General features: G+C 32.3%; 18 protein-coding genes. 11 read left to right on the top strand and 7 right to left on the bottom strand.

All coding sequences use genetic code 11. From position 1 onward, the window contains the following. The first annotated feature begins 221 nt into the window (after positions 1-221). Both Q4Q47_RS15735 and Q4Q47_RS15730 read left to right on the top strand, forming a co-directional pair. Complete coding sequence (locus tag Q4Q47_RS15735; RefSeq protein ID WP_303307592.1) at positions 222-1,211, top strand: glycosyltransferase family 2 protein; 990 nt, start codon at positions 222-224, stop codon at positions 1,209-1,211. 99 nt (positions 1,212-1,310) lie between these two features. Next, positions 1,311-2,150 carry an OmpA/MotB family protein gene (locus Q4Q47_RS15730; RefSeq protein ID WP_303307591.1) on the top strand — a complete coding sequence of 280 codons (840 nt, stop codon included), beginning with the start codon at positions 1,311-1,313 and terminating at the stop codon, positions 2,148-2,150. Positions 2,151-2,478: 328 nt separating this feature from the next. On the opposite strand, the gene Q4Q47_RS15725 is transcribed toward Q4Q47_RS15730, so the two are convergent. The 5 genes from Q4Q47_RS15725 to Q4Q47_RS15705 all read right to left on the bottom strand — a co-directional run bounded on the left by Q4Q47_RS15725 (position 2,479) and on the right by Q4Q47_RS15705 (position 11,077). Next, a complete protein-coding gene (locus Q4Q47_RS15725) occupies positions 2,479-3,669 on the bottom strand; it encodes a redoxin family protein (RefSeq protein ID WP_303307590.1) in 1,191 nt (396 codons plus the stop codon). 550 nt (positions 3,670-4,219) lie between these two features. Beyond that, entirely contained in the window at positions 4,220-5,620 is a 1,401-nt protein-coding gene (locus Q4Q47_RS15720; RefSeq protein ID WP_303307589.1) for a RagB/SusD family nutrient uptake outer membrane protein, read from the bottom strand. Between the two features lie 11 nt (positions 5,621-5,631). Then, positions 5,632-9,090: a SusC/RagA family TonB-linked outer membrane protein gene (locus Q4Q47_RS15715; RefSeq protein ID WP_303307588.1), complete on the bottom strand. Its 3,459-nt coding sequence runs from the start codon at positions 9,088-9,090 to the stop codon at positions 5,632-5,634. Between the two features lie 196 nt (positions 9,091-9,286). Beyond that, positions 9,287-10,414 (bottom strand): FecR family protein, encoded by a 1,128-nt coding sequence (locus tag Q4Q47_RS15710; protein WP_303307587.1) that lies wholly within the window; start codon positions 10,412-10,414, stop codon positions 9,287-9,289. A 63-nt stretch (positions 10,415-10,477) separates the two neighbouring features. Further along, positions 10,478-11,077 (bottom strand): RNA polymerase sigma-70 factor, encoded by a 600-nt coding sequence (locus Q4Q47_RS15705; RefSeq protein WP_303307586.1) that lies wholly within the window; start codon positions 11,075-11,077, stop codon positions 10,478-10,480. A gap of 244 nt (positions 11,078-11,321) precedes the next feature. Between Q4Q47_RS15705 and Q4Q47_RS15700 the strand changes: the two genes are divergently transcribed. The 3 genes from Q4Q47_RS15700 to Q4Q47_RS15690 all read left to right on the top strand — a co-directional run bounded on the left by Q4Q47_RS15700 (position 11,322) and on the right by Q4Q47_RS15690 (position 16,986). Beyond that, positions 11,322-12,872: a phospholipase D family protein gene (locus Q4Q47_RS15700; RefSeq protein ID WP_303307585.1), complete on the top strand. Its 1,551-nt coding sequence runs from the start codon at positions 11,322-11,324 to the stop codon at positions 12,870-12,872. 383 nt (positions 12,873-13,255) lie between these two features. Beyond that, positions 13,256-15,565 carry a M1 family metallopeptidase gene (locus Q4Q47_RS15695; protein WP_303307584.1) on the top strand — a complete coding sequence of 770 codons (2,310 nt, stop codon included), beginning with the start codon at positions 13,256-13,258 and terminating at the stop codon, positions 15,563-15,565. Positions 15,566-15,675: 110 nt separating this feature from the next. Then, complete coding sequence (locus tag Q4Q47_RS15690; RefSeq protein WP_303307583.1) at positions 15,676-16,986, top strand: VOC family protein; 1,311 nt, start codon at positions 15,676-15,678, stop codon at positions 16,984-16,986. 16 nt (positions 16,987-17,002) lie between these two features. On the opposite strand, the gene Q4Q47_RS15685 is transcribed toward Q4Q47_RS15690, so the two are convergent. Together Q4Q47_RS15685 and Q4Q47_RS15680 are read right to left on the bottom strand one after the other, a co-directional pair. Beyond that, positions 17,003-18,574 carry a M28 family peptidase gene (locus Q4Q47_RS15685; protein ID WP_303307582.1) on the bottom strand — a complete coding sequence of 524 codons (1,572 nt, stop codon included), beginning with the start codon at positions 18,572-18,574 and terminating at the stop codon, positions 17,003-17,005. A gap of 342 nt (positions 18,575-18,916) precedes the next feature. Further along, entirely contained in the window at positions 18,917-19,537 is a 621-nt protein-coding gene (locus Q4Q47_RS15680) for an L-threonylcarbamoyladenylate synthase (RefSeq protein ID WP_303307581.1), read from the bottom strand. Positions 19,538-19,584: 47 nt separating this feature from the next. Here Q4Q47_RS15680 and Q4Q47_RS15675 point away from each other — a divergent pair, with 47 nt between their 5' ends. The 6 genes from Q4Q47_RS15675 to Q4Q47_RS15650 all read left to right on the top strand — a co-directional run bounded on the left by Q4Q47_RS15675 (position 19,585) and on the right by Q4Q47_RS15650 (position 25,140). Next, positions 19,585-20,448 (top strand): alpha/beta hydrolase, encoded by an 864-nt coding sequence (locus Q4Q47_RS15675; protein ID WP_303307580.1) that lies wholly within the window; start codon positions 19,585-19,587, stop codon positions 20,446-20,448. 43 nt (positions 20,449-20,491) lie between these two features. Beyond that, positions 20,492-21,457, top strand: a complete 966-nt coding sequence (locus tag Q4Q47_RS15670; RefSeq protein WP_303307579.1) for a retropepsin-like aspartic protease — start codon at positions 20,492-20,494, stop codon at positions 21,455-21,457. Continuing rightward, positions 21,454-22,422 (top strand): glycogen-binding domain-containing protein, encoded by a 969-nt coding sequence (locus Q4Q47_RS15665; protein WP_303307578.1) that lies wholly within the window; start codon positions 21,454-21,456, stop codon positions 22,420-22,422. Before Q4Q47_RS15670 ends, Q4Q47_RS15665 begins: the two co-directional genes overlap by 4 nt. A gap of 107 nt (positions 22,423-22,529) precedes the next feature. Beyond that, entirely contained in the window at positions 22,530-23,357 is an 828-nt protein-coding gene (locus Q4Q47_RS15660) for a CPBP family intramembrane glutamic endopeptidase (RefSeq protein ID WP_303307577.1), read from the top strand. 260 nt (positions 23,358-23,617) lie between these two features. Continuing rightward, a complete protein-coding gene (locus tag Q4Q47_RS15655; RefSeq protein ID WP_303307576.1) occupies positions 23,618-24,208 on the top strand; it encodes a CPBP family intramembrane glutamic endopeptidase in 591 nt (196 codons plus the stop codon). A gap of 59 nt (positions 24,209-24,267) precedes the next feature. Further along, positions 24,268-25,140, top strand: a complete 873-nt coding sequence (locus Q4Q47_RS15650) for an alpha/beta fold hydrolase (RefSeq protein WP_303307575.1) — start codon at positions 24,268-24,270, stop codon at positions 25,138-25,140. Positions 25,141-25,444 lie beyond the last annotated feature (304 nt).

Raw genomic sequence — 25,444 nt, 5'->3', positions numbered from 1 at the left:
GTGTTCAGTAAGCAGTACCCCGTAGCAGTTTATTATAATTCCTGTGTAACTTTGCGCCTTTGCGCCTTTGCGAGATTAAAATATTTAAATTCGCATCGTATTAGAGCTAAACAATCGCGGTATTCAGTGTTCAGTGTTCAGTGTTCAGTGTTCAGTGTTCAGTGTTCAGTGTTCAGTGTTCAGTAAGTACTAAATAAATTTTTAAACTATATTCTTGAAACTTGAAAATAGCAATCGTTATATTAAATTGGAATGGTAAAAAGCTTTTAGATCAGTTTTTACCATCGGTCATTGAACATTCTAAAGAAGTAGATATATATGTTGCTGATAATGCCTCAACTGATGATTCTGTTTCTTTTGTAAAAGCCACTTACCCGTCTATAAAAATAATTCAAAATAAAGAAAATGGTGGCTATGCTAAAGGCTATAATGAGGCTTTAAAACATATAGAAGCAGATGTTTTTTGTTTACTAAATAGCGATGTAGAAGTTACTAAAAAATGGCTACTTCCTATTATTGAAACTTTTAAAAAGGAGGTTAACACAGCTATCATTCAACCTAAATTACTAGATTATAAAAAGAAAGATTATTTTGAATATGCTGGAGCTGCTGGGGGGTTTATAGATAAATATGGGTACCCGTATTGCAGAGGTCGTATTTTTAATACTATTGAAAAAGACTCTGGGCAATATAATGACAATTCTGAAATATTTTGGGCATCAGGAGCCTGTTTCTTTATCAGGAGTACCGTATTTCATCAGTTAAATGGATTAGACGAATATTTTTTCGCTCATATGGAAGAAATAGACTTATGCTGGCGCGCTAAAAATTTGGGGCACTATATAAAATATGTAAGTCGATCTGAGGTTTATCATGTAGGAGGTGCTACACTTAATGATACCCATCCTAAAAAGACCTATCTAAATTTTAGAAATAGTTTGTTTGTCTTAACTAAAAATGCAAAAGGTTTATTATTTTCTCTAATATTTGTTAGATTAATTTTAGATGGCATTGCCGGAATAAAGTTCTTACTTGAATTTAGACCAAAGCATACTATAGCCATAGTAAAAGCGCATTTTGGATTCTATAATAATTTAAGAAGATTATTAAAACAACGAAAATCCACAAAAAATAAAATTAAATATTACCAAAGAACATCCATAGTCGTTGATTATTTCGTAAATAAAAAGACCAATTATAAAAGTTTATAAATAGTTCGCAAAAGTTTTGTTAACATTGTTAAATTTTGGCGTTTTTTATATACTTTTGTTTAATCAATTTTTAAAGGAAATTAATCCGCATAACGCATTATGAAAAAACTTTTATTATTAAGCTTATCTACAACACTTTTATTAAGTTCTTGTATTTCTAAAAAGCAATTTACAGACCTTGAAGCAAAACAAAAAGAAACTCAAGATTTACTTAACACCGCAACGGTAAAATTAAATTCTTGTATCACTGACAAAGCAACTGCAATAGCAAGAGCCACTGCTTTGGAAGAACAAATAGCAGATTTACGAAAAAGTAATGACAATTTACAGGTTCTATCTGCAAAGGGAGCAAGTAACATCGAGAAAACTTTAGAGAGCATTAAAGAAAAAGATTTGAAAATCACACGTTTACAAGATGCTATCACTAAAAAAGATAGTGTTACTTTAGCATTAGTAACGAGTTTCAAACGTGAAGTTGGTATTAACGATCCAGATATTGAGGTAAATGTTGAAAAAGGTGTTGTGTTTATTTCTATTGCTGATAAATTATTATTTAAAAGCGGTAGCTACAATGTAACATCTAAAGCTAAAGATGTTCTTGCTAAAGTTGCTAAAGTAGTAAACAGCAAGCCTGATTTTGAATGTATGGTAGAAGGTCACACAGATAGTGTTCCTTATAATAAAGCGCCATTAATTGATAACTGGGATTTAAGTGTTAAGCGTTCTACATCTATTATCAGAGTACTTGAAACTTTAGATGTAAATCCTGGAAGATTAATTGCTGCTGGTCGTAGCTCTTATGTACCATTAGTAGATAATGATACTGCAGAAAACAGATCAAAAAACAGACGTACTCGTATCGTGGTTCTTCCTAAAATCGATCAGTTTTATGACATGATTGAAAAAGAAATGAAAAATCTTGAAGCTGGCGGAAACTAATCAGTTTTAAAAAACATAAATGAAAGCTCAACTTTTTAGTTGGGCTTTTTTTATGGGGTTATCTTATCAAAATATTCTTAATTAAAAAGTTACATTCTATTAGATTTACTTAGCAACCGAATAGATAACTTACTTGGTATAAACTTTTTGCTTTATTTTACCTTTAAATAAAGAGAGAGGAAATATAATAGTGGTATCAATTATTAAACAAGATAAGAAAGCGTCTTTATCTAGTTTTTTTATAATGACCAAACTATGCAAATGTTTTTCTCATTGCCTGAAACAAAAATAGCTACGACTTATCCGACATAGCATACTTGATTTGACACTAGTTTAATAATTCTTCTAATAAACTAAATGTATCTTCTCCTGATCCTAAATAACGTTTAACGATTTTACCTTCAGGATCAATAATGAATTTTGTTGGAAATCCTTTTACATTAAATCGATTGACAAAATTATCTGGAGTGTTTGCTTTATCACTCATTAATTGTTGCCATTGATAGTCATTATTTTTTAAAAATTTAACCACCCTTTTTTTTGTATCCCCTGAATTAATGCCTAACACGACGAGTTGATCTTTATATTTTTCTTGAAAGCTTTTCACTTTAGGCATTTCCTCAACACAGGGGCCGCACCAAGTTCCCCAAAAATCGATTAATACATATTTCCCTCTTAAAGAGAAAATATCAAACTCGCTACCATCTATCGTGGATGTACTTTTTATGCTAGGTACAAGCATTCCCTCTTTGGTAGCTTCAATTCCTTCAATTCTTGATGAGATCGCCTTATAGGTTTCAGTAGATGTTAAGTTGGGAGATGCTTTTTGATAAAGTGCAATGGCTGTATCATCATCTATTTGTTCTGTCATAATCATATTTTCAAGATACCATAGCGCAGCTAAAGATTCTGGATGGTTTTTTATATAATCGATCTGTGCTAATCTTACTAATTCACTGATACTATCTGATGCTTTATTGAGTATTTCAACTTTAGAAGAATCTTTTTCAAAGGAGGCTTTTATCATTAAGTTGGCGCTTTCATTATAATTTGGAAAAGTAATTTTGTTTATCTCTGCCAAGCCGTTGTTATAGATATCTCCAGAAGGGTATGCATTCATAAAATCAATTGCCTCTCCTGAGACTTCAATAGATGCGCCAGGAAAGGCATACATCATTAAATACATCGATTTTACAGGATAAAACCCACCACTTTTAGCAATTTTATATAAATTATTTTTCTTTGTATCATAACTTGTATAAAAATTGAGTAGGGATAAGTTAGAAATCGAATCCGTCAATGAAAATTTACCATTGGTCACCACGATAGAGTCTGAAGGATGTTCTCTTGAATATTCTTTATCTGGATGCCTATAATACAAATTACTTGTTAAACCTTTTATTTTACCTTCTATAGTAAATGTATGTTCGTCTTTATTAAGCTGTCCTTCTGTTTTGCAAGAAGTAAATCCAAGGAAGGATATATAAAGGATACCCGATAGTTTAATCGCTAATTTCATATGTTATATTTTAATCAAAATTTAAATAGTTTAGATGAAAAGTTTATCCTCTAACGTGAGAGAGGGTTAAGCTTATATCTTGGTTTTAGTACATGTTTTAATCCAATATGTAATTCTTTTTTAAGAAGGTATCTACTAAACATTCTTCTGTTTATATATTTTTAGGTTATAAATATTAATATCTTTTCCGCCCATAGTACCACTTCCTTCAATTTTACTGTAAATATTAATTCTCGACTCTAAAATCTTTAGGAACTTCGTCTTTTTCTTTACACCCGCTAAAGAATATAGCATAAAGGCTACTTATAAAAAGAAATCTTAATTTCATGCTTTTAATTGAAGTATTACACAATGTATTTTTAAATACTTTCACTCATGACTCTGTCAAAAAGGTTAAATCTGTTCTTTGTTTCAAGCAGTATTGTCTCTTTTATTTAATGATATATATAGACTTAAAAGTATGGTGAAGTTGCTTAAATATTTGAAGAATAGCCCTCTCTATAAATTTTAAATCCACATGAGAGGGCATTTATAGACTAACTCATTTACATTAATCTCTTATATTCTCACCAATTTCTGGAGTTGATACTATGTATTTTTGAGCAATAGGTATAGCCCAGTTATTGCCTCCCGGAGGAAGCGTATGTATTGTTCCGTTATGAGTTACTGTTAAAGAAATGTTTGCGTTATCAAACTGATTGTATCTTTTCAGGTCAAAAAACCTCAACCCGTTTCCTGCGAGTTCCAATCGTCTTTCTTTTTTAACCAAGTCAAGAACTTCATCTTTATCTGTACTGGTTATTGGGGTATGCGTTCCCGTAATATATCTCTTTTCTCTTAATAAATTTAGGTCGCCTACAGCCAATCCTGTATTATTAAGCCGAACATTACACTCTGCTCGAGTAAGCAGCATTTCCGCCACTGTAAATCCTAACCCCCTATAATTTCTTCGGGTGTAAGCTGGTAATAAATATCCCTCCTCTGGAGAACCCCAATAGTCGATTGATGCAATATACAACCTTTGTCTAAGATCATCTGCTTCATATAAATTATACAATTCATCTGAAGCAGTTAATGAAGCATGAATTTTTGGCGTCTGTTTTCTCCATAGTACTTCAATATCATTTTCCAGATCATGCAACCGCAATACATTACGACTAAATCCCAATACATTATAGTCAATGAGAGTATTTTTAATCTTTAAAGATTCCGTGGCTGCATCCAATGCATCATCATAAAGCCCCATATACAATAAAACTCTTGCTAAAAGTGCGTAAGCGCTTACTTTTGAAGGTCTGTGACTATGAAACCTTGTTTCAGGTACATCTGGAAGGTTAGAAATCGAAGCTTTAATATCTTCAACCATTAAATCATAGATCTTCTGAACGGGTACTCTGGACAAATCTCCTTTAAATGATGAATCTAATCGTAAAGGAACTCCAGGGGTAGAAGATGCATCGGGACCATAATGAAGTGCATACATATTTACAAGCGCAAAATAACTATATGCACGATGTACTTTGGCCTCTGCTAGAAGCTGTAACTTCTCTGCTTCTGTACCATTGGTTGCAGTCATAACTTCTTCAATGGTAATATTAGCTGGATAAATTTGCCCATACAAGTTTTTCCAATCCGGATCCTCTTCATTGAGTTCAAATATATTATCAGCCCAAGTACCTCTTCTTACGTCCGTAACACCAAAATAATGTTCGTCGTTAAAATCTGACATAGGAAAATCATCAGACATGAGATCGGTGTTAGAATATCCTGTGGCAAAACCAGGTGAAATCTTATCGCCATATCGACCTGGTTCTACTTGATCTAATAATAGTCTATAATCATTAACAGCAGTTGGTATCAGTACTCCTTTAGGTTGAATCTCTAACCATTCTTTATCGCATCCACTAAAAATTGATAAAATTACTAGGTATATTATATATATTTTTTTCATGATGTTTAAATTTAAAAAATAGCTGAAAAATTGAGTGTATATGTAGGCATAGTAGGTCGGGTTAAACTCTCAGGATCTTTATCCCACTTATTGAAATTGATAAGGCCTAAGTTTCTGGCTTGCGCGCTAATACTTAATTTACTTAATCCTATTTTATCTAATAATTTAGAATTAAAATTATATCCTAAAATTATTTCCTTAAACCTAATATGTGCAGCAGAATCAATGAATCTATCACTCTGAAAGTATCTCTTATAGCCACCTCTCCTTCCAAGTAGTTCATCTCCTGCCACAGGTATTCTTGGAATGTCTGTGTGGTTTTCGTCACCTGGCTCTCTCCATCTTTTGTCAAAATCGCTATGGATATGTGCTAATTTGCCATCGGTACTCACCCAATCATAATTTAAAATATCAGTATTTCTAAATACATGCCCAAATTTAAAAGTGGTTAATGTTCTTAGATAAAAATTGTTATACGATATATTGTTTATCCACGAACCGTAATATTTTGGAGTTGTTGTCCCATGATACACTAAAGCATTAAGGTCAGTTATCTCTACATCTTCAGGAGTACCATTTACATCAGTTTGCCCCTTTAGATCCACTAATTGGCCTTTTTCATTATAGATATACGGGTCTCCGTTAGCACCTAAACCATCAGACCGGTAACTATATAGGTATCTTAACGGTGTATTTAAAAGAGGTTGCGAAGCTAAATAGGTTGGTATAGTTTCTTCAGGGACTTCAACCTCTGTTACTGTATTTTTGTTATAGCTAAAATTAAATATCGCATTATATTTAAGTGCTCCTTTTCTAGCAACATCTACCTTTAAGTTAACATCAAATCCTTTGTTTTCCATTTTCCCAACATTAATAACGGCAGAATTAAAACCGTATAGTGAAGGAAAAGATACGGGAGATAATAAATCTTGACTATTTTTATGGTAATATTCTACAGTACCACTTAATAAACCATCAAATAATCCAAAATCAACACCAAAGTTGGTAACAAATACTTTTTCTAATCTAAGCTCTGGGTTTTTTACGTTTTTGATATATGCAAAGTCAAAATTTCCTTCTATATATTTTTCTATTCCCGCAATTAAGTATGGAGACGTGCTTCTATCTACATTTCCATTAACGCCATAAGTTCCTCTTAAACTAAGATAATCAATGGTATTGCTGTCTTTAACAAAGTCCTCCTTACCAATGTCCCATTTGCCTCCAAAAGAGTAAAGCGGAATAATTCTGTATTTTTCACTAGCTCCAAAAAGATTGGTATCATCTAGCCTAATACTCCCTGTTAGGGTATATTTGTTATTATAGGTATAACCAGCGTTTGCATAATATGAAATATATCTATTTTCTTCTTGGTTTACAATACTTGGGTTTCTAACAGCTACATCCCAACTTCCCCATCCACCTGTAGTCGGTACTTTTACTCCAAATGGAATATCAGCAGATACTAGCGTCTCTGGATTATATCCATAAAGTATAGTACGGCTACTATTAAATAGTTCTTGTCTCAATTCATAACCTGCCAATGCTGTTACTTTGTGAAGCCCTTCGTTAAAAGATTTATCAAAGTTTAGCTGTAGACGTCCTTGATGTGCTTTATTATATGAACTACTGCTAGTAAGTCTACTGCCTTTAGGAATATGGCTAATTATATTACCGCCTTCCTCTCTTGTATAAGTATTGACTAGATGTCTTACGGCATAGGTATTCTCATTCTCTAGATTATTTACATTTGTATTACTCCATTCAAACTGATAGGATGCCATAATTGATAAATAATCTAATACATCATATTCTAATGCAGTTTGAACTCTTATTACTGTTGATATAGATTTATTATTTTTATTATCAAATTCCTGTTTTAAATTATAATCCCAGTTATATGGATATCCTTCAGCAGCTTTTTGTTCTTTAAAAGATGGAAACCAGTCTTTTCGTTGAGCAACATAATCCCCCTGATCATCTAATATACGCTGATACTCAGGAAAACTGGTATAGTCATTTAGACTCATCCCATTTGATTTATTATTTTGGGAAGTTAAACTAAAATTAGAGGTAAGCTTTAGTTTTGAGTTTAGATAAAATACCTCTCCAAGATTAAGCAAAACCTCATCAGCTTCGTTCCCAGTAAAAAAACCAAGATTCTCGTTTTTATTATATGTCAATGATGCACGATAGGTATTTACTTTCCCTCCACCATTAAAGGCAAGGTTATATTGAGACCAATATGTATTATTCCTAAAAAGGTCTTCAAATTCTTTTCTACCATCTGTATTTCTAAAATCATTAATGATATTATCAGCTTCATTTTGGCTTATTTGCCCTTGATCAAGAAGAAAATAAGTATCCAGTGCTGTATCAAAGTATCCTCCAAAACCAAATCGATACAGCCATTCGTTATCGACTCTGTGTTTTTGGAATTCTAAAAAACTTGAACTAGGGGCATAGGACAAATCTTTTAAACTATATTTTGGAGTAATCGCAAAATTTGTTGAGAATTCAATCGTTGGCTTACGTTCTCTATTTCCTTTTTTTGTTACAATAACAATTACGCCATTGGCGGCACGAATACCCCAAATTGAAGCGGCAGCAGCATCTCTCAATACAGAAATGTCTTTGATATCATTAGGGTTTATTGAACTTAAATCTTGGGTTATAGGAAAACCGTCTACCACAATTAAAGGTCTTCCTCCAATTTTCATAGATCCCAAACCTCTAATTACGAATTCGTCTTTCTCATCCACCAAGAGCCCCGCAACTTCACCTTCTAATTTTGAAAGTATATTTTGAGCTGTTTTAACACTAAGGTCTTTATTTCTAATTTGTTGAACCGAACCAGTAACTCTTTCTTTAGATATTTTTTGATATCCTGTACTAACTACTACTTCATCCAGCTTTGAAACATCTTCGAGTAAAACAACATTTATTTTGGTTTGATTCGCAACCAAAACCTCCTGATCTTTGAAACCTAGACTACTAAATACCAAAACATTTTGTGAGTCTGTAACCGTAATAGTATAAGTACCATCAAAATTTGTAGCAATGGCCTTTATTGTGCCTTTAACTTGTACAGTGACACCAGCTATAGGCAAACCTGCTTGGTCTATTACTTTACCAGAGATTTGACGTTGCTGAATGGTTTTTGCATCTTTAACAATTATGGTATTACTTTTTGAAACTACTACATTAAGATTTTTATACCCTAAACTCCTTCTTAACAGTTTATTAGCGTTTTCAGCTCCCTTTTTAACTTCAATAGTTGGAAAATCTTTAAATAAGCCTACTTCATAAATAAAGTTATAGTCCGTTTGATCCATTATAAGTCTAAACACTTGATCTACGGTTAAGTGTTTGTCCTCTTTTATTTTAATTTTTGATTTTTGAGACAATACGGCATTTGGCATGAAACCAAACATCGTAATACTAAATAAAAAAATGAAAGTCCTCATCATGATTATTAAAAGCCGTTTTCTAAAAAAAACAACAGCTCTACTAAATTTAATTTCCATAAATTTGTGAATTATTAGTTAGTTATATAATTAATTAGTAATAAATACGAAGGGGTGAAGTCATAATACTTTGAACGGTTAGACTTTATTCCCTTTTTTTGTGATTTGATTTTACATAGGCATTAAGTTATTAATTTGTTTACTTCAATATGATTGTTTTATCGTGTATTTCATAATTGTTAATGGAACTTGACATAATGTATGTTAAGATTTCCTCAATACTTTGATGCTTTCTTAAAACACCTACAAACTTAATCTCCTCAAGGGATTTGTTTTCAAAAACTACTTCCATATCATACCAACGTGATAGAGATACCATAATTTCTTTTAATGATTTTTCATTAAAGCTAAACACATCATCTTTCCATGATATTTCATTATAAACATTGACTGTAGTTATAGAAATACTATTAGAAGTGATATCGAGATTTGCTTGTTCTGTAGGTGACAATACTTTGCTCTTATTGGCTGCATTAATAACCACTTTACCTTCTACCAACGTAGTATAAATATTGGTTTCATCTTTATAGGCTTTGATATTAAACTCGGTTCCTAACACTTCCACTTCTTGCTTGTTATGAAATACTTTAAAGTCAGCTCCTTTATGATTGGTACTTGACGACACATCGAAATAGGCTTCTCCATAAACAAGTTCTACCTGACGACTATTACCGTCAGTAAAGCTTACGGGGTATTTCAATTGACTTTCTGAGTTTAACCATACCTCTGTACTATCTGAAAGGGTTAAATGGAATTTCCCTCCTCTAGGAACTGTTAAATAGTTATAGACTAATTCAAGTGATGTATTATTATTATAAGTTATCTCTTTTCCATTGCTAGTAGCATGTGGCGTTTGAAAGGAATTCCCTTTTATTAAAGTAACTTCCTCTCCATTCTCCAACGTTAGAATTGCTTTGTCGGTACCTGTTTGGATTTGGTTGTTTACAATAATTGAATCTTGGAACTGCGATGTATCTTCATCTCTATTTAGGAATATTGTTAGTCCTACCATCAATATAATTGAAGCTGCAACTGCGTATTTGTAATATTTGGGTTTCGGTTTTATAGCTTTTGTAAATTTGATATACCCCTCTTCTATATCAATTTCTTGAACGGTATTATCAAAAGTTGCGGCAACGTATAAAGCCTTTTGCTCATTGAATATTTTGGCATTTTCTTGAGATGCGGTAATCCAATCCTCCATTTTTTTTTGTTCACTTTTCGAGGACTTTTCAGTTAGGTATTTTATAATTTCTCGTTCTTGCATAATGTTCCTTTATGCATTAAAAACGATTTAAAAAAGGTTTACACCTAGTCGAAAGTTAATTTTTTACAAAAAAATTGTTAGGAAATCTTTCAAATGGAGTTTCATATGTTTAATTGCTTTTGAAACGTGGTTTTCTACGGTACGATGAGAAATACCTAATTCATCAGCAATTTCCTGATGTTTTAACCCCTCCATTCTACTTTTAATAAAAACCTGCCTGCATTTTTCTGGTAGAAGATCAATGCTTTTCATTATCCTTTGCTCCAACTCACTTTCTAAAAGCAATGATGCCGCTTCGTCTTTAATAAAATCATATTGAATACCTGCCTTTACTCTTAAATTATTATCTATAAACTTGCGCTTTATTTTTTCGTGGCGCAATTTATCAAGACACATATTTTTAGTCATTGAAAACATGTAACCATTGATATTTGATATGGTTTTGAATTTGCTTTTTTGTTCCCATAACTTTAAAAAGACATCTTGCACAACTTCTTCTGCATCTTCTTGATATATTAAATAGCTTTTGGCAATATGAATTAATTTAATGTAGTAAAGCCTAAACAAAGTTTCATAGGCAACCTCATCTCTTTTTTCAAGAAGAGATGCAAATGATACATTAATATTTGATACGCTATTTTTCAATGAATTAATCCCTGCCAAAACTAAATAAAAGAAATCAAACTTTATGTAATAACAATCTTACACATATAATGTAGCTCATTGCTTTTAATAAATTAATATTTGAATTAGTGACAAACCTTTTGATACACTAACCTTTGATATAGAATTAATTGCTTGTGCTAGCCTGCTTATAAAATCCTCGCAGGTTTTCCATTCAGTCTGTATTTACTATCTTAGTTCTTAAACAACAAGCTAAAGAAACAAGTCAACCCCAAGAACACATATGACAACAAGAATATACCCTACATTTAAGTTCAAAAATTATTGCCTTATTGTTTTAATTGTATTCTCTGCTTGTAATACAAAGAAAACCAATGTACAAGAAACAGATTTTTGCTCGCAAATTCATAGAAATGATGATGTAACACTTTCAAATGAACTTGAAGATGTAGCAGAATTAATGAAAACTAAAACTGGAGTCTATGTTCTGGAAGATGGCAGTGGTTCTATGGTTGCCAGAGCATGGTTAAGTGAATATGCCGAAAAGACGATAGATATTCAATACTTTATTTTTTCAACAGATAATGTCGGACTCATCGCTTGTGACTATTTGATAAGAGCGGCAGATCGTGGTGTTAAAGTAAGAATTATTGTTGATGACATTATGGTTGATGCGGACATCGAAGATTTACTCACCTTTAGTTCTCATGAAAATATTACCCTAAAAATTTATAATCCAGGTGTTAATCTAGGAAAGAACCTTTTTAATAAAATTAAAAAATTTGCAACAGACTTTAGAACTGCTAATCAACGCATGCACAACAAAGCATTTATAGTAGATGGCAAAGTGGTTATTACAGGTGGTCGAAATATTGCAGACGAATACTTTGATTATGACCACGAATATAATTTTAGAGATAGAGATATTCTACTATTAGGCAAAGAATCTGAAGAAGTTAATAAATCCTTTGATGCATTTTGGAACAGTGCTTTAAGTAAAGATGTTACCAGTATCATTGAAGAAGATTCTAAAAAGGTTTATTCAGAAAACAGATTTAATAATCTTCATGAGTACGCATGCAACCCTGATAATTTTTGGCCACAAGTAAGAGAAAGAATAGAGAATTTACCTGCTACATTTAAAGACATTAGAAATTCCGGAGGGCTAGTTTGGTTAGATGATGTAGAATTTGTTTCTGATATTCCAGGTAAAAATGATGGTCAAAATGGTTTAGGGGGTGGAGGCATTTCAACCAGTGCATTAATTGATCTGGTTAAAAATGCGAAATCTTCCATTGAGATCCAAACACCGTACCTAATTACTTCTGAGTTAAGTCAAAACCTATTTAGGGAAGCCGTTGAACGTGGCGTAAAAATTAGAATACTTACCAATAGTCTGGCTTCAACAGATAATGTAGAAGCTTTTAGTAGTTATCAAACAGACAGAACCAAATTGTTGCATACTGGTGTTAAAATATATGAATTTCGTCCTGATGCAGCAGAACGTATGAAAATAATGACCGGAGAACTCCAAGAAACTTTAGACCATAAACCCATATTTGGACTTCATGCAAAAACCATGGTCATTGATAATAAAATAACAGTCATAGGCACCTTTAATCTTGATCCCAGAAGCGCAAATTTAAATACGGAGTGTATCGTTATTGTTCGTTCAGACAAGGTTTCTAGTGGTGTTTTAAAAGGTATGGAAGAAGAATTTAAACCTGAAAATTCGTGGGAAACAACTCTAGAATTCAACCCAGATTCTGAGGTAAATAAATATAAGCGTATAAAAACCTGGACACGAAAAATAATTCCAAAGGAAATTTTGTAAATAACAGGTATTAAGCCTGAAATCTCGCTAGATACTGAAACAAGTTCAGCACATGAAGCGGGATTAGTTCAACTATCCGTTTTAAATGTATTGCTTCTCAACTTTTCAAAACAGCGTTCTCCTGCCACGCAATAAGCGTGGACTCTTAAAAATCGAAATCGGGTTATAAAAGCCAACCGTTTAATTTACCAGATAAATGTACCGTATTGGGTAGGAGGACCAAAAGAAATCATTCCCTTTTTCTTTGATCTGCCAAAACAATGTTAAATCGTTTTTTTGATTTTGTCTTATCAAGATAAGTGCTGTATATTGCATTCTGTATTTGTCTAACTTTTTGATTTTTAAATCATTCAAAAACTAAACTATAACAGCTAAACTTCACCATGAAAATTGTATCTCCCTTTTTCTTTATAATTATATTACATTACTTTTTTAGCAATCTATTAATAGCACAAGAATACCCCTTGCAAAATAAATTTAAACAGTTAGATCAGGAATTTTCATCACCAAACACCTACAGAACGGCTTCTGGGTCGCCGGGACATGAATATTGGCAACAGAAAGCAGATTATGATATTGATATTATTCTAGATGATCATTCTCAAAAAATTTATGGAACAGAAACAATAACTTATTATAATAATTCGCCACACAAATTAAATTATATCTGGATTCAACTGGATCAAAATGTTCGAAAAAGACAATCATTATCAGATCTAACCAGCACATCCAATTTTTCTCAAAATATGAGGCTTAAAAACTTAAAATCACTACACAATGATTTTGACGGCGGTTTTAAACTAAACCATGTAAAGGATAACGAAGGCAATGATTTAAAATTTATTGTCAACCATACCATGATGAGAATTGATTTAGCTAAGCAGCTTTTACCTGGAGAAAATTTCACATTCAACATAAAATGGTGGTATAATATCAATGAAACAACAAAAATTGGAGGGCGCTCAGGAATGGAGTATTTTAAAGAAGATGATAACTACTTATATTCCATAGCACAATTCTACCCAAGACTTGCTGTATACAGTGATGCTCAAGGTTGGCAAAACCAACAATTTTTAGGTGATGCTGAATTCGCATTAACATTTGGAGACTTTAATGTAAACATTACTGTTCCAGCAGACCATATAGTTGCTGCAACAGGAGAATTGCAAAATTCTGATGAGGTATTATCTACCAGTCAAAAAAAGCGTTTAGATAAGGCAAAAACATCAAATGCCCCCTTAATAATAGTTAGTGAAGGAGAAGCAAAAGCTGCTGAAAAGAAAAAAGTAAAGAATACAAAAACGTGGCAATTTTCAGCAAAAAATGTACGTGACTTTGCCTTTGCCAGTTCCCGAAAATTTATTTGGGATGCCATGGGAGTGCATATAGGTGGGAAAAAAATCATGGCTATGTCCTATTATCCTAAAGAAGCTAATCCTCTATGGGGGAAATTTTCAACCCAAGTGGTAGCACATACTTTAAAAGTATATTCAAAACATATTTTTGACTATCCGTACCCTGTTGCTATTTCTATTGAAGCTAGAAATGGTGGGATGGAATACCCTATGATTTCTTTTAATGGGATTAGACCAGAACCAGACGGCACTTATTCAGAAAGAACCAAATGGGGAATGATAGGGACAATCATTCATGAAGTTGGACACAATTACTTTCCCATGATTGTGAATTCAGATGAACGCAAATGGGCATGGATGGATGAAGGGCTTAATACTTTTGTCATGGGAATAGCTGAAAGGCAATGGGATTATAATAATACCACATGGATGGGGAAACCTACTTCAATTCTGGATTATATGAAGCGTAACAAAACCAATATAAGACCCATTATGACAAACACTCAATCCATTTTTCAGATTGGGAATAATGCCTACTTAAAGACCGCATCGGCGCTTACTATATTGCGAGAAACCATTATGGGACGTGAATTGTTTGATTTTGCATTTAAGCAGTATGCACAAAAATGGAAGTTTAAACACCCTACTCCCGAAGACTTTTTCAGAACTATGGAAGATGCCTCTGCTGTTGATTTGGATTGGTTTTGGAGAGGATGGTTTTATACAACAGATCGTGTTGATATTTCTTTAGATCATGTCTCTCTTTTTAGAACAAATACACATAACCCAGACATTGAAAACCCTATTAAAAAAACCGAAGTGGCTAAAACCCCTGAACATATTGCCCTTACCAGAGACAAGGAAACTGTAAAATCAACAGTTCAAGAAAACCCTAGTTTACGTGACTTTTATTATTCTTACGATCCGCATAAGATTTCAAAAAAAGACAAAGCCGAATATGAAGCTTTTTTAAGTTCATTATCCAAGGAAGAAAAAACATTACTTAGTAACAATTATAATTATTATGAGTTACAATTTTCTAATATTGGAGGTCTGGTAATGCCATTAATTATAGAGTTTGAATTTGAAGATGGTGAAAAAATAATAGCTCGAATACCTGCAGAAATATGGCGAAAAAACAATTATACCGTAAAAAAAATATTCCCTTTTAAAAAACTAGTTAAACACATTGTAATAGATCCGTTTAAAGAAACTGCTGATGTTGATACAAGTAATAATTATTGGCCCAAAAAACTCCCAGTTACAAGGTTTAATACCAATAAACATATACCTTCAACCAAGAATAACCCTATGCAAACACATAAAAATAAGCATTAACGATAGCCCAAACACCATTGTTATAAGACAGGTGCGATTGTATTAAAAGACCTATTTTTGAAAACCTAAATCTTAGTTAGTATTTCTTATAAATTAAAAAAACCATTATAATGTTATCGAATTCATTTAAAATTACAGCGATATTATGCGCATGCTTGTTAGTGGCGTGCGGAGAGTCCGAACCGCAAAATAAATCTAAGAGCGGTTATGAAAAATCATTCGAATCTGGTGCTACAGAGGGCTTCTGTGAATTAGTAAATTATGGCGTTAAGGAGTTAGGGTTGGGTGTTCCAATGACCCCCGAAAAAATGGATACGTTTTTCCCACAGGCTGAAATAATTGCAAAAAAACACAATGTCCTGCTTTATCGAGAACCAGACTTAATCGATACCGATCTTTTTACAAGAGGAATAGCAAAAGGAAGAGATGTTCCGTTAATATACAATGGAGCAACACTTACCAAATATTTTGATCTAAAAGCAGACCGAAAAAGATTAGAGGAAAATGGTTTATATAAAGGGAAAGCTCGTGAAGAAATTGCAAGACGCTTTGGCAGGCTTTTAAGCTATACCCCAAGAACAATAAATAATCAGTTAGCTATGCACACTGATTTCAGAACAATGTATGATTTCGACATCAAAGAAAGCAATTTACTCTTTTACTATAAAGATCTTACAAAAGCCACTCAATTTTATACCAATACTTTAGGTTTAGAACTTGTAGCAGATCATAAAACATCAAAAGTAGTTCGAATCGCTAACGATTCCTTCCTTACACTAGTTGATGCATCTGAAGGAGGAGCTTACTCAAATAAACCTAAAACTGTTGCTTTAGCTTTTGTTACGGATCAGGTTGAGGCATGGTTCCATTATCTTAAAAAGAAAGATATTCAAATCAAACATACCTATAAGCCTGTAGACGGAAAACCATACCATAGCTTTGTAATGTCAGATCCAGAAGGGTATTTACTGGAATTTGAAAAATTCAACCAACACCCACAAAATGAAGATTTAATACCCATCTTAAAAAACAATAAAATTTCGCACCCTAATACTAATATGGGTAAAAAACTGAGCATCAATTCAAGCATTACCTGGCTTTATTATAAAAACGTATTAGAAATGCAGTATTTTTATCAAGATGTTTTGGGGCTTGAGTTAGTTTGTGACCAAGGGTGGGTTAAAATCTACCAATCTTCTAAAACAGGATTTATAGGACTAGTAGATGAGAAAAGGGGAATGCATAAATTCGCCGAAGACAAAGCCGTTAACGTATCTTTTGTTCTTGAAGATATTGAAAAATGGTACGAATACGTTAAAAGTAACAAAACCTTTAAAATAGAATCTCTAGATATGGATGACAAAAAATTGTTTAAAGGCATAGATCCTGAAGGATATCATATGCTATTTATGGCAAAATAGGGTTATTCTTCGCATACTATCTTTTTGTTTTTTTTGAAGGTAAATAAAATCCTTCTCTAGGTAAAAGATGATCTAAATTGGCAATTCCATAAGCTATTATTGCTTTTACAATTGATGAATACTCCTGATATTCAGGAATATTTTTTTGATAAAGATCCCGTTCTGTATGCCATATCTCGCGATAACTAAAATCATGTCCCCCGTGATCGGATGTTCCCATGTTCACCGCTGGAACCCCCACGTGAGCAAATGGTACATGATCACTACCTCGCACTTTCTCAGGCAATTCTGGAACATGCTTAACTAAGCTAAATGGAAATTCATTATTAATTTTATAAATAGGTTTGCAAACTTTTTCCATATCAGACCACATAGCTTCAGTAACATTAATAGATACCGGAATCCAAGAAGCATCATCACGATTGATGACAAAAGATATTTTACCCCATTTATCTTTATTTCTTTTCACCCAACTTGTTGATCCCCATAACCCAAATTCTTCTCCAGTCCACAGACAGAACAAAATAGTTCTTTTAGGTTTTCCTCCAGCCTTCATAATTAGTCTAGCAGCTTCCATCATAGGGGTAACCCCAGAACCATTGTCTATAGCTCCAGTAGCAACATCATAGGAATCTAGATGTGCCCCCATAATAACATACTCATCCGGGAATTCAGTACCAGGAATCACGCCAATAACATTATGATAACCAACAGGTCCCATTTTAAAGTGATTTCGTATATCAAACTCTAATTGAAACCAATGTCTTTCTTTTACCATGTTTTCAATAAGTTTATATTGATGCTCATCGAGTTTAATATCTGGAACTGTAGGCAAAGTTTCAAAGGTCATATCATAAATAGCATCTTTGTGCGACATAGCCTTAAGAGGCACTGGCGAAGATTGAATAATACCCAAAATACCTGCATCAACCATTTGTTTATAAAATAATCCCGGTTTTTTATTAATAGGTATTAATTCATTTTTAGTACCGTTTTTTCTATTTTCTTTTTTTATGTGATCATTTTTTTCAATAATCAATTTATTTGCAGCGATAATCGAATCTAGTGTACCATTACTCAGAGAAAAATGATCAATTGGCATACCATTATTACTTCCTCCAATTAACACCCAAGCTCCCTTCAGTCTCGTCTTAATTTTATTAAATTCTTCTTGTGTATATGGCTCATATAAAACATGACCTCTTTGTGCTCCTTTTGTCCCTGAAGTGTATGAAGGTGTTACAAAATGAAGTGGCATCCCACTTCCCGAAAGTAGTCTCCCAAACCAAGGGCCTCTGTTAAAACCAACAGGAAGTTCTCCTGCTAAATCCATTTCAACTTGCATACCCCAAGATTTAAATTTATGAGCTACCCATTCTGCTGCATTATCGTATGCATCAGATCCGGCAGGTCTCCCACCGAAACGATTAGTTAGTACATCAAGATAATCCATAGTACGGTTATCCGTTTTTCCTATTTCAATAATTTTATCAATAACAGGATTGTTTTGTGCATGAAGAATTGACTCAAACAATATAACTAAGCATACGGTAAAAACTGTAATACTTTTATTCTTTTTTAGGTTCATTGGGTTATAATAAAAAAGTTTTCAAAATCTACTATTTAAAAGAAATAATATCCTACGAAGTAAAAATATAATAAAAAAAGAGATTTTTCTATATTATTAAATATTGAACTCATTAAAAATCTGGGCACGAAAAATAATTCCAAAGGAAATTTTATAATTTATATGTGTGATTATTATTTCGTCAAAATTTAACGTCTTAGCTATATTTGCGTCAGGTCGAATTCAATCGAGACTTAATTAGTATATTGAAAATTAATAATCGTTCATTAAGCTGTACTTAATATTTTCAATACAAAACACACTTTATATTTCGAAAATGCTCGAGTAAATAATTATCCGTTATCAAAAAATCTCTAAACTCCCCTTACCTTCTCTAATGACAACTGGTTCATCTTCAGAAAGGTCTATAACCGTAGAAGCTTCATTATCACCATAACCGCCGTCAATTACCAAGTCAACTAAATTATCCCATTTTTCTAGAATAAGCTCTGGGTCTGTGGTGTATTCAATAACTTCATCATCGTCACGTATAGAAGTCGATATAATGGGGTTTCCAAGTTGTTTTACAATTTCTAAGGCAATATTATTATCTGGCACACGAATACCAACAGTCTTTCTTTTTTTAAACGGATTAGGCAATGATTTAGACCCGGGAAGGATAAATGTGTAAGGTCCAGGAAGGGCTCTTTTTAAAATCTTAAAAACCGAAGTATCTATTTGCTTGACATAATCACTTAAATTACTTAAATCATGACATACAAATGAAAAATTAGACTTTTCTAGTTTTACGCCTTTAATTCTCGCGATACGCTCTAAGGCTTTAATATTAGTAATATCACAACCCAAACCATAAACAGTATCCGTTGGATAAATAATAATCCCACCGCGCTTTAGAATAGCCACTACCCTTTCCACCTCTTTTGGATTAGGGTTTTCTTCATATATTCTAAAAAAATCAGCCATAATAACTATCTTGTATTCTCGTTTACAAAGTAAATATTATTTTCGTTATGAAAAGTCTAAAATATCATTTCTTAAGCTTAATTTTTATAATACTGTGTTTTAATTGCTCTAATGAAGCAGCTGAAAAAGAAGAAACTAATGGTTTAGATTCAAAAAATTATTATCAAGAACTAAACATTTCATATGGAAATGATAACCATCAAAAATTCGATTTGTACCTGCCTGCAAATCGAAATTTAAACACCAAAACAATCGTTTTGATACATGGTGGAGGCTGGACCTCGGGAGATAAAGAAGATATGAATCCTATTAAGGATTTATTACGGATAGATTTTCCAGACATAGCTGTTGCTAATATTAATTATAGATTAGCCGATACTAACAACAAGGCATATCCAATGCAAATTGAAGATATTTCTTCTGTTATCAACTATTTAAAAAATAATAAAGAAAAATATACCATTTCCGAAAACATCGGTTTTATTGGTACTAGTGCTGGTGCTCATTTATCGCTATTATGGAGCTATGCTTTTGATAACGACAATAACACAAATATGGTTTGTAGTATCGTAGGGCCTACTAATTTTACAGATCCAGCTTATTTAAATAGCGCAAGTACTGAATTACAGGAGTTATTAGACTTATTGGGGGTCAATCGAACAACCCCATTTTTAGAAGAAGTTAGCCCTTATCACCAGGTTACTGCTTCTGCGCCTCCCACCATTTTATTTTATGGAGGTAAAGACCCATTAATCCCTACGACGCAAGGAACCGATTTACGGGATAGACTTGAAGATCTTGGTGTCATAAATCAGTTCACATTATACCCAAATGCCGGCCATGGGTGGGTGGGTTTAGAATTGCTAGACACCTGGACAAAACTTAAAATTTTCATAAATAATCATTTGTGATTTAAATAATGTAACAATTCATTATTATTTTAGTCTTATTAGTATGCTAAGACTCTTTTGTTTTATATTATTTCTAGCTTTTAGTATCAATCAGACAAATGCGAATGATGATGCTTCTCCTCCTATATTTTTTACTAAAGCAGAAGTTTTAGATACTTATACCACTAGAATTCCATTTAAATTAATTGACCATTTAATTGTTGTGGAAGCTGAACTTTTAAATAAAAAAGGGAGCTTTATTATTGATACAGGTTCTGAAACCATGATCCTTAATAAGGTTCATTTTCCTGATTTTTATGAATATCAGAGAAAAAACCAAGAAACTTCAGGTGTCATACAGTCTATTGATAATTCATATGAAAGAAGAATTGAAGCGTTTGCCTTAGAAAGCTTAAAACTTCATGATAAAGATTCTGATGTTATTGACATATCACATATTGAAAAAAGTAAAAAAATTAAGCTTTTAGGAATCATAGGCTATAATATTTTAAAAGATTATGAGGTTTTTATAGACTTACACTTAAATCAAATAACGCTGACGCAAGTGGACCGTTTCGGAAATAAGCTAAATGATGATGTCTACTTAGAAAAAATTGTAGATAGTTTATCTTTTAACTTAAAAAACCATACTATTATAGTAAATGGAACCATTAACAATCAGAAAGTTAAATTTGGAATAGACACCGCTGCAGAATTTAACCAGATAAACAGAAAAGTTAACAGAAAGGCTTTGAAATATTTTATTCCAAAAAGACGCTTATCTTTATCCGGTGTTGGTAACAAAAAAATAGAAGTTCTGGCAGGAAAACTGCATCGCGTTAAACTAAGTGAAACTATTTATTTTGGTCCCATGCTAACAGTACTGACAAACTTAAATAAAATGAATGAAGCCTTTGGAACGCAATTAGATGGTATTTTGGGCTATGAGTTTTTTGCTCAAAAAAGAACCATAATTAATTATCAAAAAGAAAAATTATATTTTATTGATTACCCATTAAATACACAGTGAAGCAAATAAAGTTACATATCGGTTATTTAGTTTTTGCTTTTATAGGTTTTTACTCGTACGGACAAAACAATACGTTTAAAGGCTATGAAATAAAAGGAGACACTGTTGTATTTGCTTTCGACGTTAGAGATTATTCAAAATTCACTCAAGAATATACGGGTCAAATTCATGATTTTGAAGATTTTGATATTGAAAATGTGGTTGTTTCCGGAGAGTTTAATCTTTGGTCCAGAGATCATTGGCAGATGAAAAAAATTGATGAGTTCAACTATGAACTTAGAAAACACATTGAAGATTTTAAAGATGAATTTTCATGGGAATTCAAATTTGTTATAAACAATGCTTATTGGGCAGAACCTTCAAAAAAAGACTCGAACGTTTCTAAGGCACTAAAAAATGGACGGAAACTTCGAGGTGTATATAACCTGAAAATGTATACGGCTTACCCAGATAAAAATGGCAATGCCAGTTTTAAATTAAAAGGCTATAAAGATGCTAAAAAAGTTATTTTAGCGGGTTCTTTTAATAAATGGGACGAATCGCTTTTTAAAATGAACAAAACGGAAACCGGTTGGGAATTAACTTTGCAATTAAAACCGGACATATACCAATACCGTTTTATAGTAGATGGGCATTGGATGGAGGATCCCAATAATCCCCATAAAATAGAAAATGAATTTCATGAATATAATTCAGTTATAGATATAAAAAAATATACAGCGTTTAAACTTAAAGGCTATACGAAGGCCAAGAAAGTCACTTTAGCTGGTTCCTTTAATAATTGGAACAAACATGATTTGGTCATGCGAAAAATGGATTATGGATGGAAATATGTTGTGCCATTATCCGGAGGAAAACATCATTATAAGTTTATTGTGGACGGCATATGGGTCGTGGATCCCAATAATAGTGTGAAAGAATATGATGGAAACGGGCATGTGAATTCGGTTTGTATGGTGAAGTGATATTTATTTAAACTTTTTTTCACCTTAAATATTAATCCTCATATTTTTTTAAAGCTACCCATATTTTGAAGTTATATACTACATAAAACCCTGACTGGAATTTAAATATGTATAGAATTTTTAAATATTACCCTAATATATCGAGACTAGTTCTTGCTGGTATACTTATAATTATTGCTCTTTTTTTAAGCTCAATAATTAAAATCCCAAACTTGAAAGAAGTGTTTCCTTTTATTGGCACAATACTCTTAATAATAGTAAACGGGGTGATGTATAAAACAGAGAATAAAGGTCTTAACGAACTCGGACTTAATCTAAAAAAGACAAATCTGTATTTTCTACCTCTAGGGTTGGTTTTAGGTGTACTGGCTGTATTAATTGGTTATTACTCTAAATCAATTCTAATTGGAGATACCATTCATCTGAATAGAGATGTAGATTTTTTGAATGTTTTAAAACATTTGTATTGGATTTTACCAACAGCAGCAGTACAAGAATTAATTTGTCGAGGGTATATCTACAAAAAGTTAATTTCAACTACCAACCTTACCAGAGCTAATGTTATTATGTCAATAATTTTTATATCTATGCATGATGTTTTTGGAATAGGAATATTTGGAGCCATCTTCTATTCTATTTCCTTAATTATTGGACATTTGGTATTTGCCACAGCATTACTCAGGTCTGGTACGATTTTATTTGCGATTGGAATCCATTGGGGCAGCAATGTTGCAAATAACCAATTATTTACAGATGATAAACTACAATCTTCTATTTTATACTTAACTAAAGCTGTTCAAGAAGAACCAACCGGATTCAATCCTATTGGGATTTTATTATATCTTTTTGCTCTAAATATTGGATTTATAGTTTTAGGAATTGGAGTTTGGAAATGGAAAAAAATATTCGTTAAAAAAAGTATTATTATCCCCTAGTTAACCTTTATTAAAAACTACTCATAATCAATTGAAAAACTTATTTACACCATCAATTATACAGGATAAAAAAGAAAAGAAAAAGTATCGTTGGCAGGTTTCTATAACCGTGCTTGTGCTATTTATTTTTAGTTCAGTCATAAATATACCTTTTTAGCAGAGAAGTCAAAAGATTAAATATAGAAGCAGGCAGAACAGACATCAAGCTGAATGAATCAATTTTTGATGATTTAGCTACAATTGGAATCAGTAGTCTAATCTTGGGTGCCATTTTGGTTTTTATTGGTTTATGGGTTTCTTCAAGAGCCAATCTGGGTGCGCCTCTTCTTGCCAGAATCTTTTCTAAAGAGCCTATTAATGAATTGATAAATTGGAAATCTATCCTAACAAGTATTTTTTTAGCAGTAGCAGTAGCTCTCTTTTTATTGAGCTTATTTGAATTACAAAAAGAGCTTTACCCTGTTTCAAGTAAGCTTTCACGTCCATCCAAACCTTTTTATGCTCTTGTGTCATTCTCAGCTGGAATTAGCGAAGAAATAATGTTTAGGTTAGGATTAATGTCCTTAATAATTGCTATCATTCAATTTTTAAAAAAAGTAGAAAACGCATCAAATAAAATAGTTTGGTCAGGTATAATAATTTCTGCAGTATTTTTTGGGCTTATCCATCTTCCCTTGTCGAAAAATTTCGTGGAACTAACACCTTTCACAATTAGCGTAACAATGATTGGAAATTTAATAACAGGTTCCATATTTGGATGGATATTTTGGAAGCAAGGACTATTAATCGCTATCATATCACATATTGCTTTTGATATAGTTTTTCACGTCATTGGAACACCATACACATAGAGAAATAACAAAAACTAAAGACATAAATAAAACCGTTAACTACAATTAAAACTGACAATATGAAAAATTCAATCAAACAACTATTATTACTTTTCGCCATTCTACTTTTTGGAATTTCTAGTGCTCAAGTCGAAATGAATTTCAAATTTGACACTCCTTATGGAAAAAATCAAACGGTTGGAAAATATGCTGAAATAAATGAAACAAAAATATATTATGAGGCATATGGAAAAGGTGAGCCATTGTTATTGATCCACGGAAATGGAGGTAATATTGAATCAATGGGAAATCAGATTGATTATTTTAAAACTAAATACAGAGTTATTATTGCTGATAATAGAGGACATGGAAAATCTGAGTTGAAAACAGATTCTTTGACATATGCTCAAATCACAAAGGATTGGGATGGATTAGTTAATTACTTAAAATTAGATTCCATTAATATTATTGGATGGAGTGATGGTGGCATTGTTGGATTGAAAATGGGTATTTCAGGCAAATCAAAAATTAATAAAATTGTGGCTATGGGTGCAAATTTGAGACCTGACTCAACAGCTGTTAACTCTTGGGCTGTCAAAAGTGTTATGAAATCGAAAAAAATGGTTCAATCAAAAATTCAAGAGCAAGACACCACTCAAGATTGGAATTTACAAAATCAACTTCTAGGGCTTTTGGGAGATCAACCAAATATTCCTACGAAAGACTTATCAAAAATAAAGGCCAAAGTGCTAATAATAGCTGGTGATGAAGACATCATTAGAAACAAACATAGTTTAGAAATTTATAATAATATCCCAAAGGCTCAATTATGCATAATGCCTGGAGAAACACATTTCACACCTGCTTCAAACCCGGAGTTATTCAATACTATCGTGAATAAATTTTTATCAGAACCATTTAAAAGACCAAGTTCTGACTGGACAAAGTGGTAGACGCAACTGTAGCTAAAAATGTGCCCTAATGAGGCACAATAGAAATAAATAAATTCTACTAATCTAAATACTTTGCTTTTAATAATAATTAAGCCTGCCTGAATAATTCTGATTTATAGAAAATGATATTTGTTTATCAGTTAGTTATAATCAAGTCTTTATTCTTGGGTCTAATAGCAAAGCGGTCTTATGTCTTATACCAGACATTAATAGAATAAAAATGACCTTCAACTATAGCTAAGTCGATATAAAATGGCATAAAATATTTAGAAATAAAAAATTGAAGTTCAAGGCAAAAAACGTA

The organism is Flavivirga spongiicola, assembly GCF_030540825.1.
Classification (GTDB): domain Bacteria; phylum Bacteroidota; class Bacteroidia; order Flavobacteriales; family Flavobacteriaceae; genus Flavivirga; species Flavivirga spongiicola.
The sequence above is the reverse complement of the archived record's forward strand: the minus strand, read 5'-3'. Positions and strand labels throughout refer to the sequence as shown.

Excerpts from the sequence above, each read along its gene's own strand:
- Q4Q47_RS15730 (WP_303307591.1), top strand. The coding sequence starts at position 1,311 with ATGAAAAAACTTTTATTATTAAGCTTATCTACAACACTTTTATTAAGT.
- Q4Q47_RS15725 (WP_303307590.1), bottom strand. The coding sequence starts at position 3,669 with ATGAAATTAGCGATTAAACTATCGGGTATCCTTTATATATCCTTCCTT.
- Q4Q47_RS15720 (WP_303307589.1), bottom strand. The coding sequence starts at position 5,620 with ATGAAAAAAATATATATAATATACCTAGTAATTTTATCAATTTTTAGT.
- Q4Q47_RS15715 (WP_303307588.1), bottom strand. The coding sequence starts at position 9,090 with ATGATGAGGACTTTCATTTTTTTATTTAGTATTACGATGTTTGGTTTC.
- Q4Q47_RS15710 (WP_303307587.1), bottom strand. The coding sequence starts at position 10,414 with ATGCAAGAACGAGAAATTATAAAATACCTAACTGAAAAGTCCTCGAAA.
- Q4Q47_RS15700 (WP_303307585.1), top strand. The coding sequence starts at position 11,322 with ATGACAACAAGAATATACCCTACATTTAAGTTCAAAAATTATTGCCTT.
- Q4Q47_RS15695 (WP_303307584.1), top strand. The coding sequence starts at position 13,256 with ATGAAAATTGTATCTCCCTTTTTCTTTATAATTATATTACATTACTTT.
- Q4Q47_RS15690 (WP_303307583.1), top strand. The coding sequence starts at position 15,676 with ATGTTATCGAATTCATTTAAAATTACAGCGATATTATGCGCATGCTTG.
- Q4Q47_RS15685 (WP_303307582.1), bottom strand. The coding sequence starts at position 18,574 with ATGAACCTAAAAAAGAATAAAAGTATTACAGTTTTTACCGTATGCTTA.
- Q4Q47_RS15680 (WP_303307581.1), bottom strand. The coding sequence starts at position 19,537 with ATGGCTGATTTTTTTAGAATATATGAAGAAAACCCTAATCCAAAAGAG.
- Q4Q47_RS15675 (WP_303307580.1), top strand. The coding sequence starts at position 19,585 with ATGAAAAGTCTAAAATATCATTTCTTAAGCTTAATTTTTATAATACTG.
- Q4Q47_RS15670 (WP_303307579.1), top strand. The coding sequence starts at position 20,492 with ATGCTAAGACTCTTTTGTTTTATATTATTTCTAGCTTTTAGTATCAAT.
- Q4Q47_RS15660 (WP_303307577.1), top strand. The coding sequence starts at position 22,530 with ATGTATAGAATTTTTAAATATTACCCTAATATATCGAGACTAGTTCTT.
- Q4Q47_RS15650 (WP_303307575.1), top strand. The coding sequence starts at position 24,268 with ATGAAAAATTCAATCAAACAACTATTATTACTTTTCGCCATTCTACTT.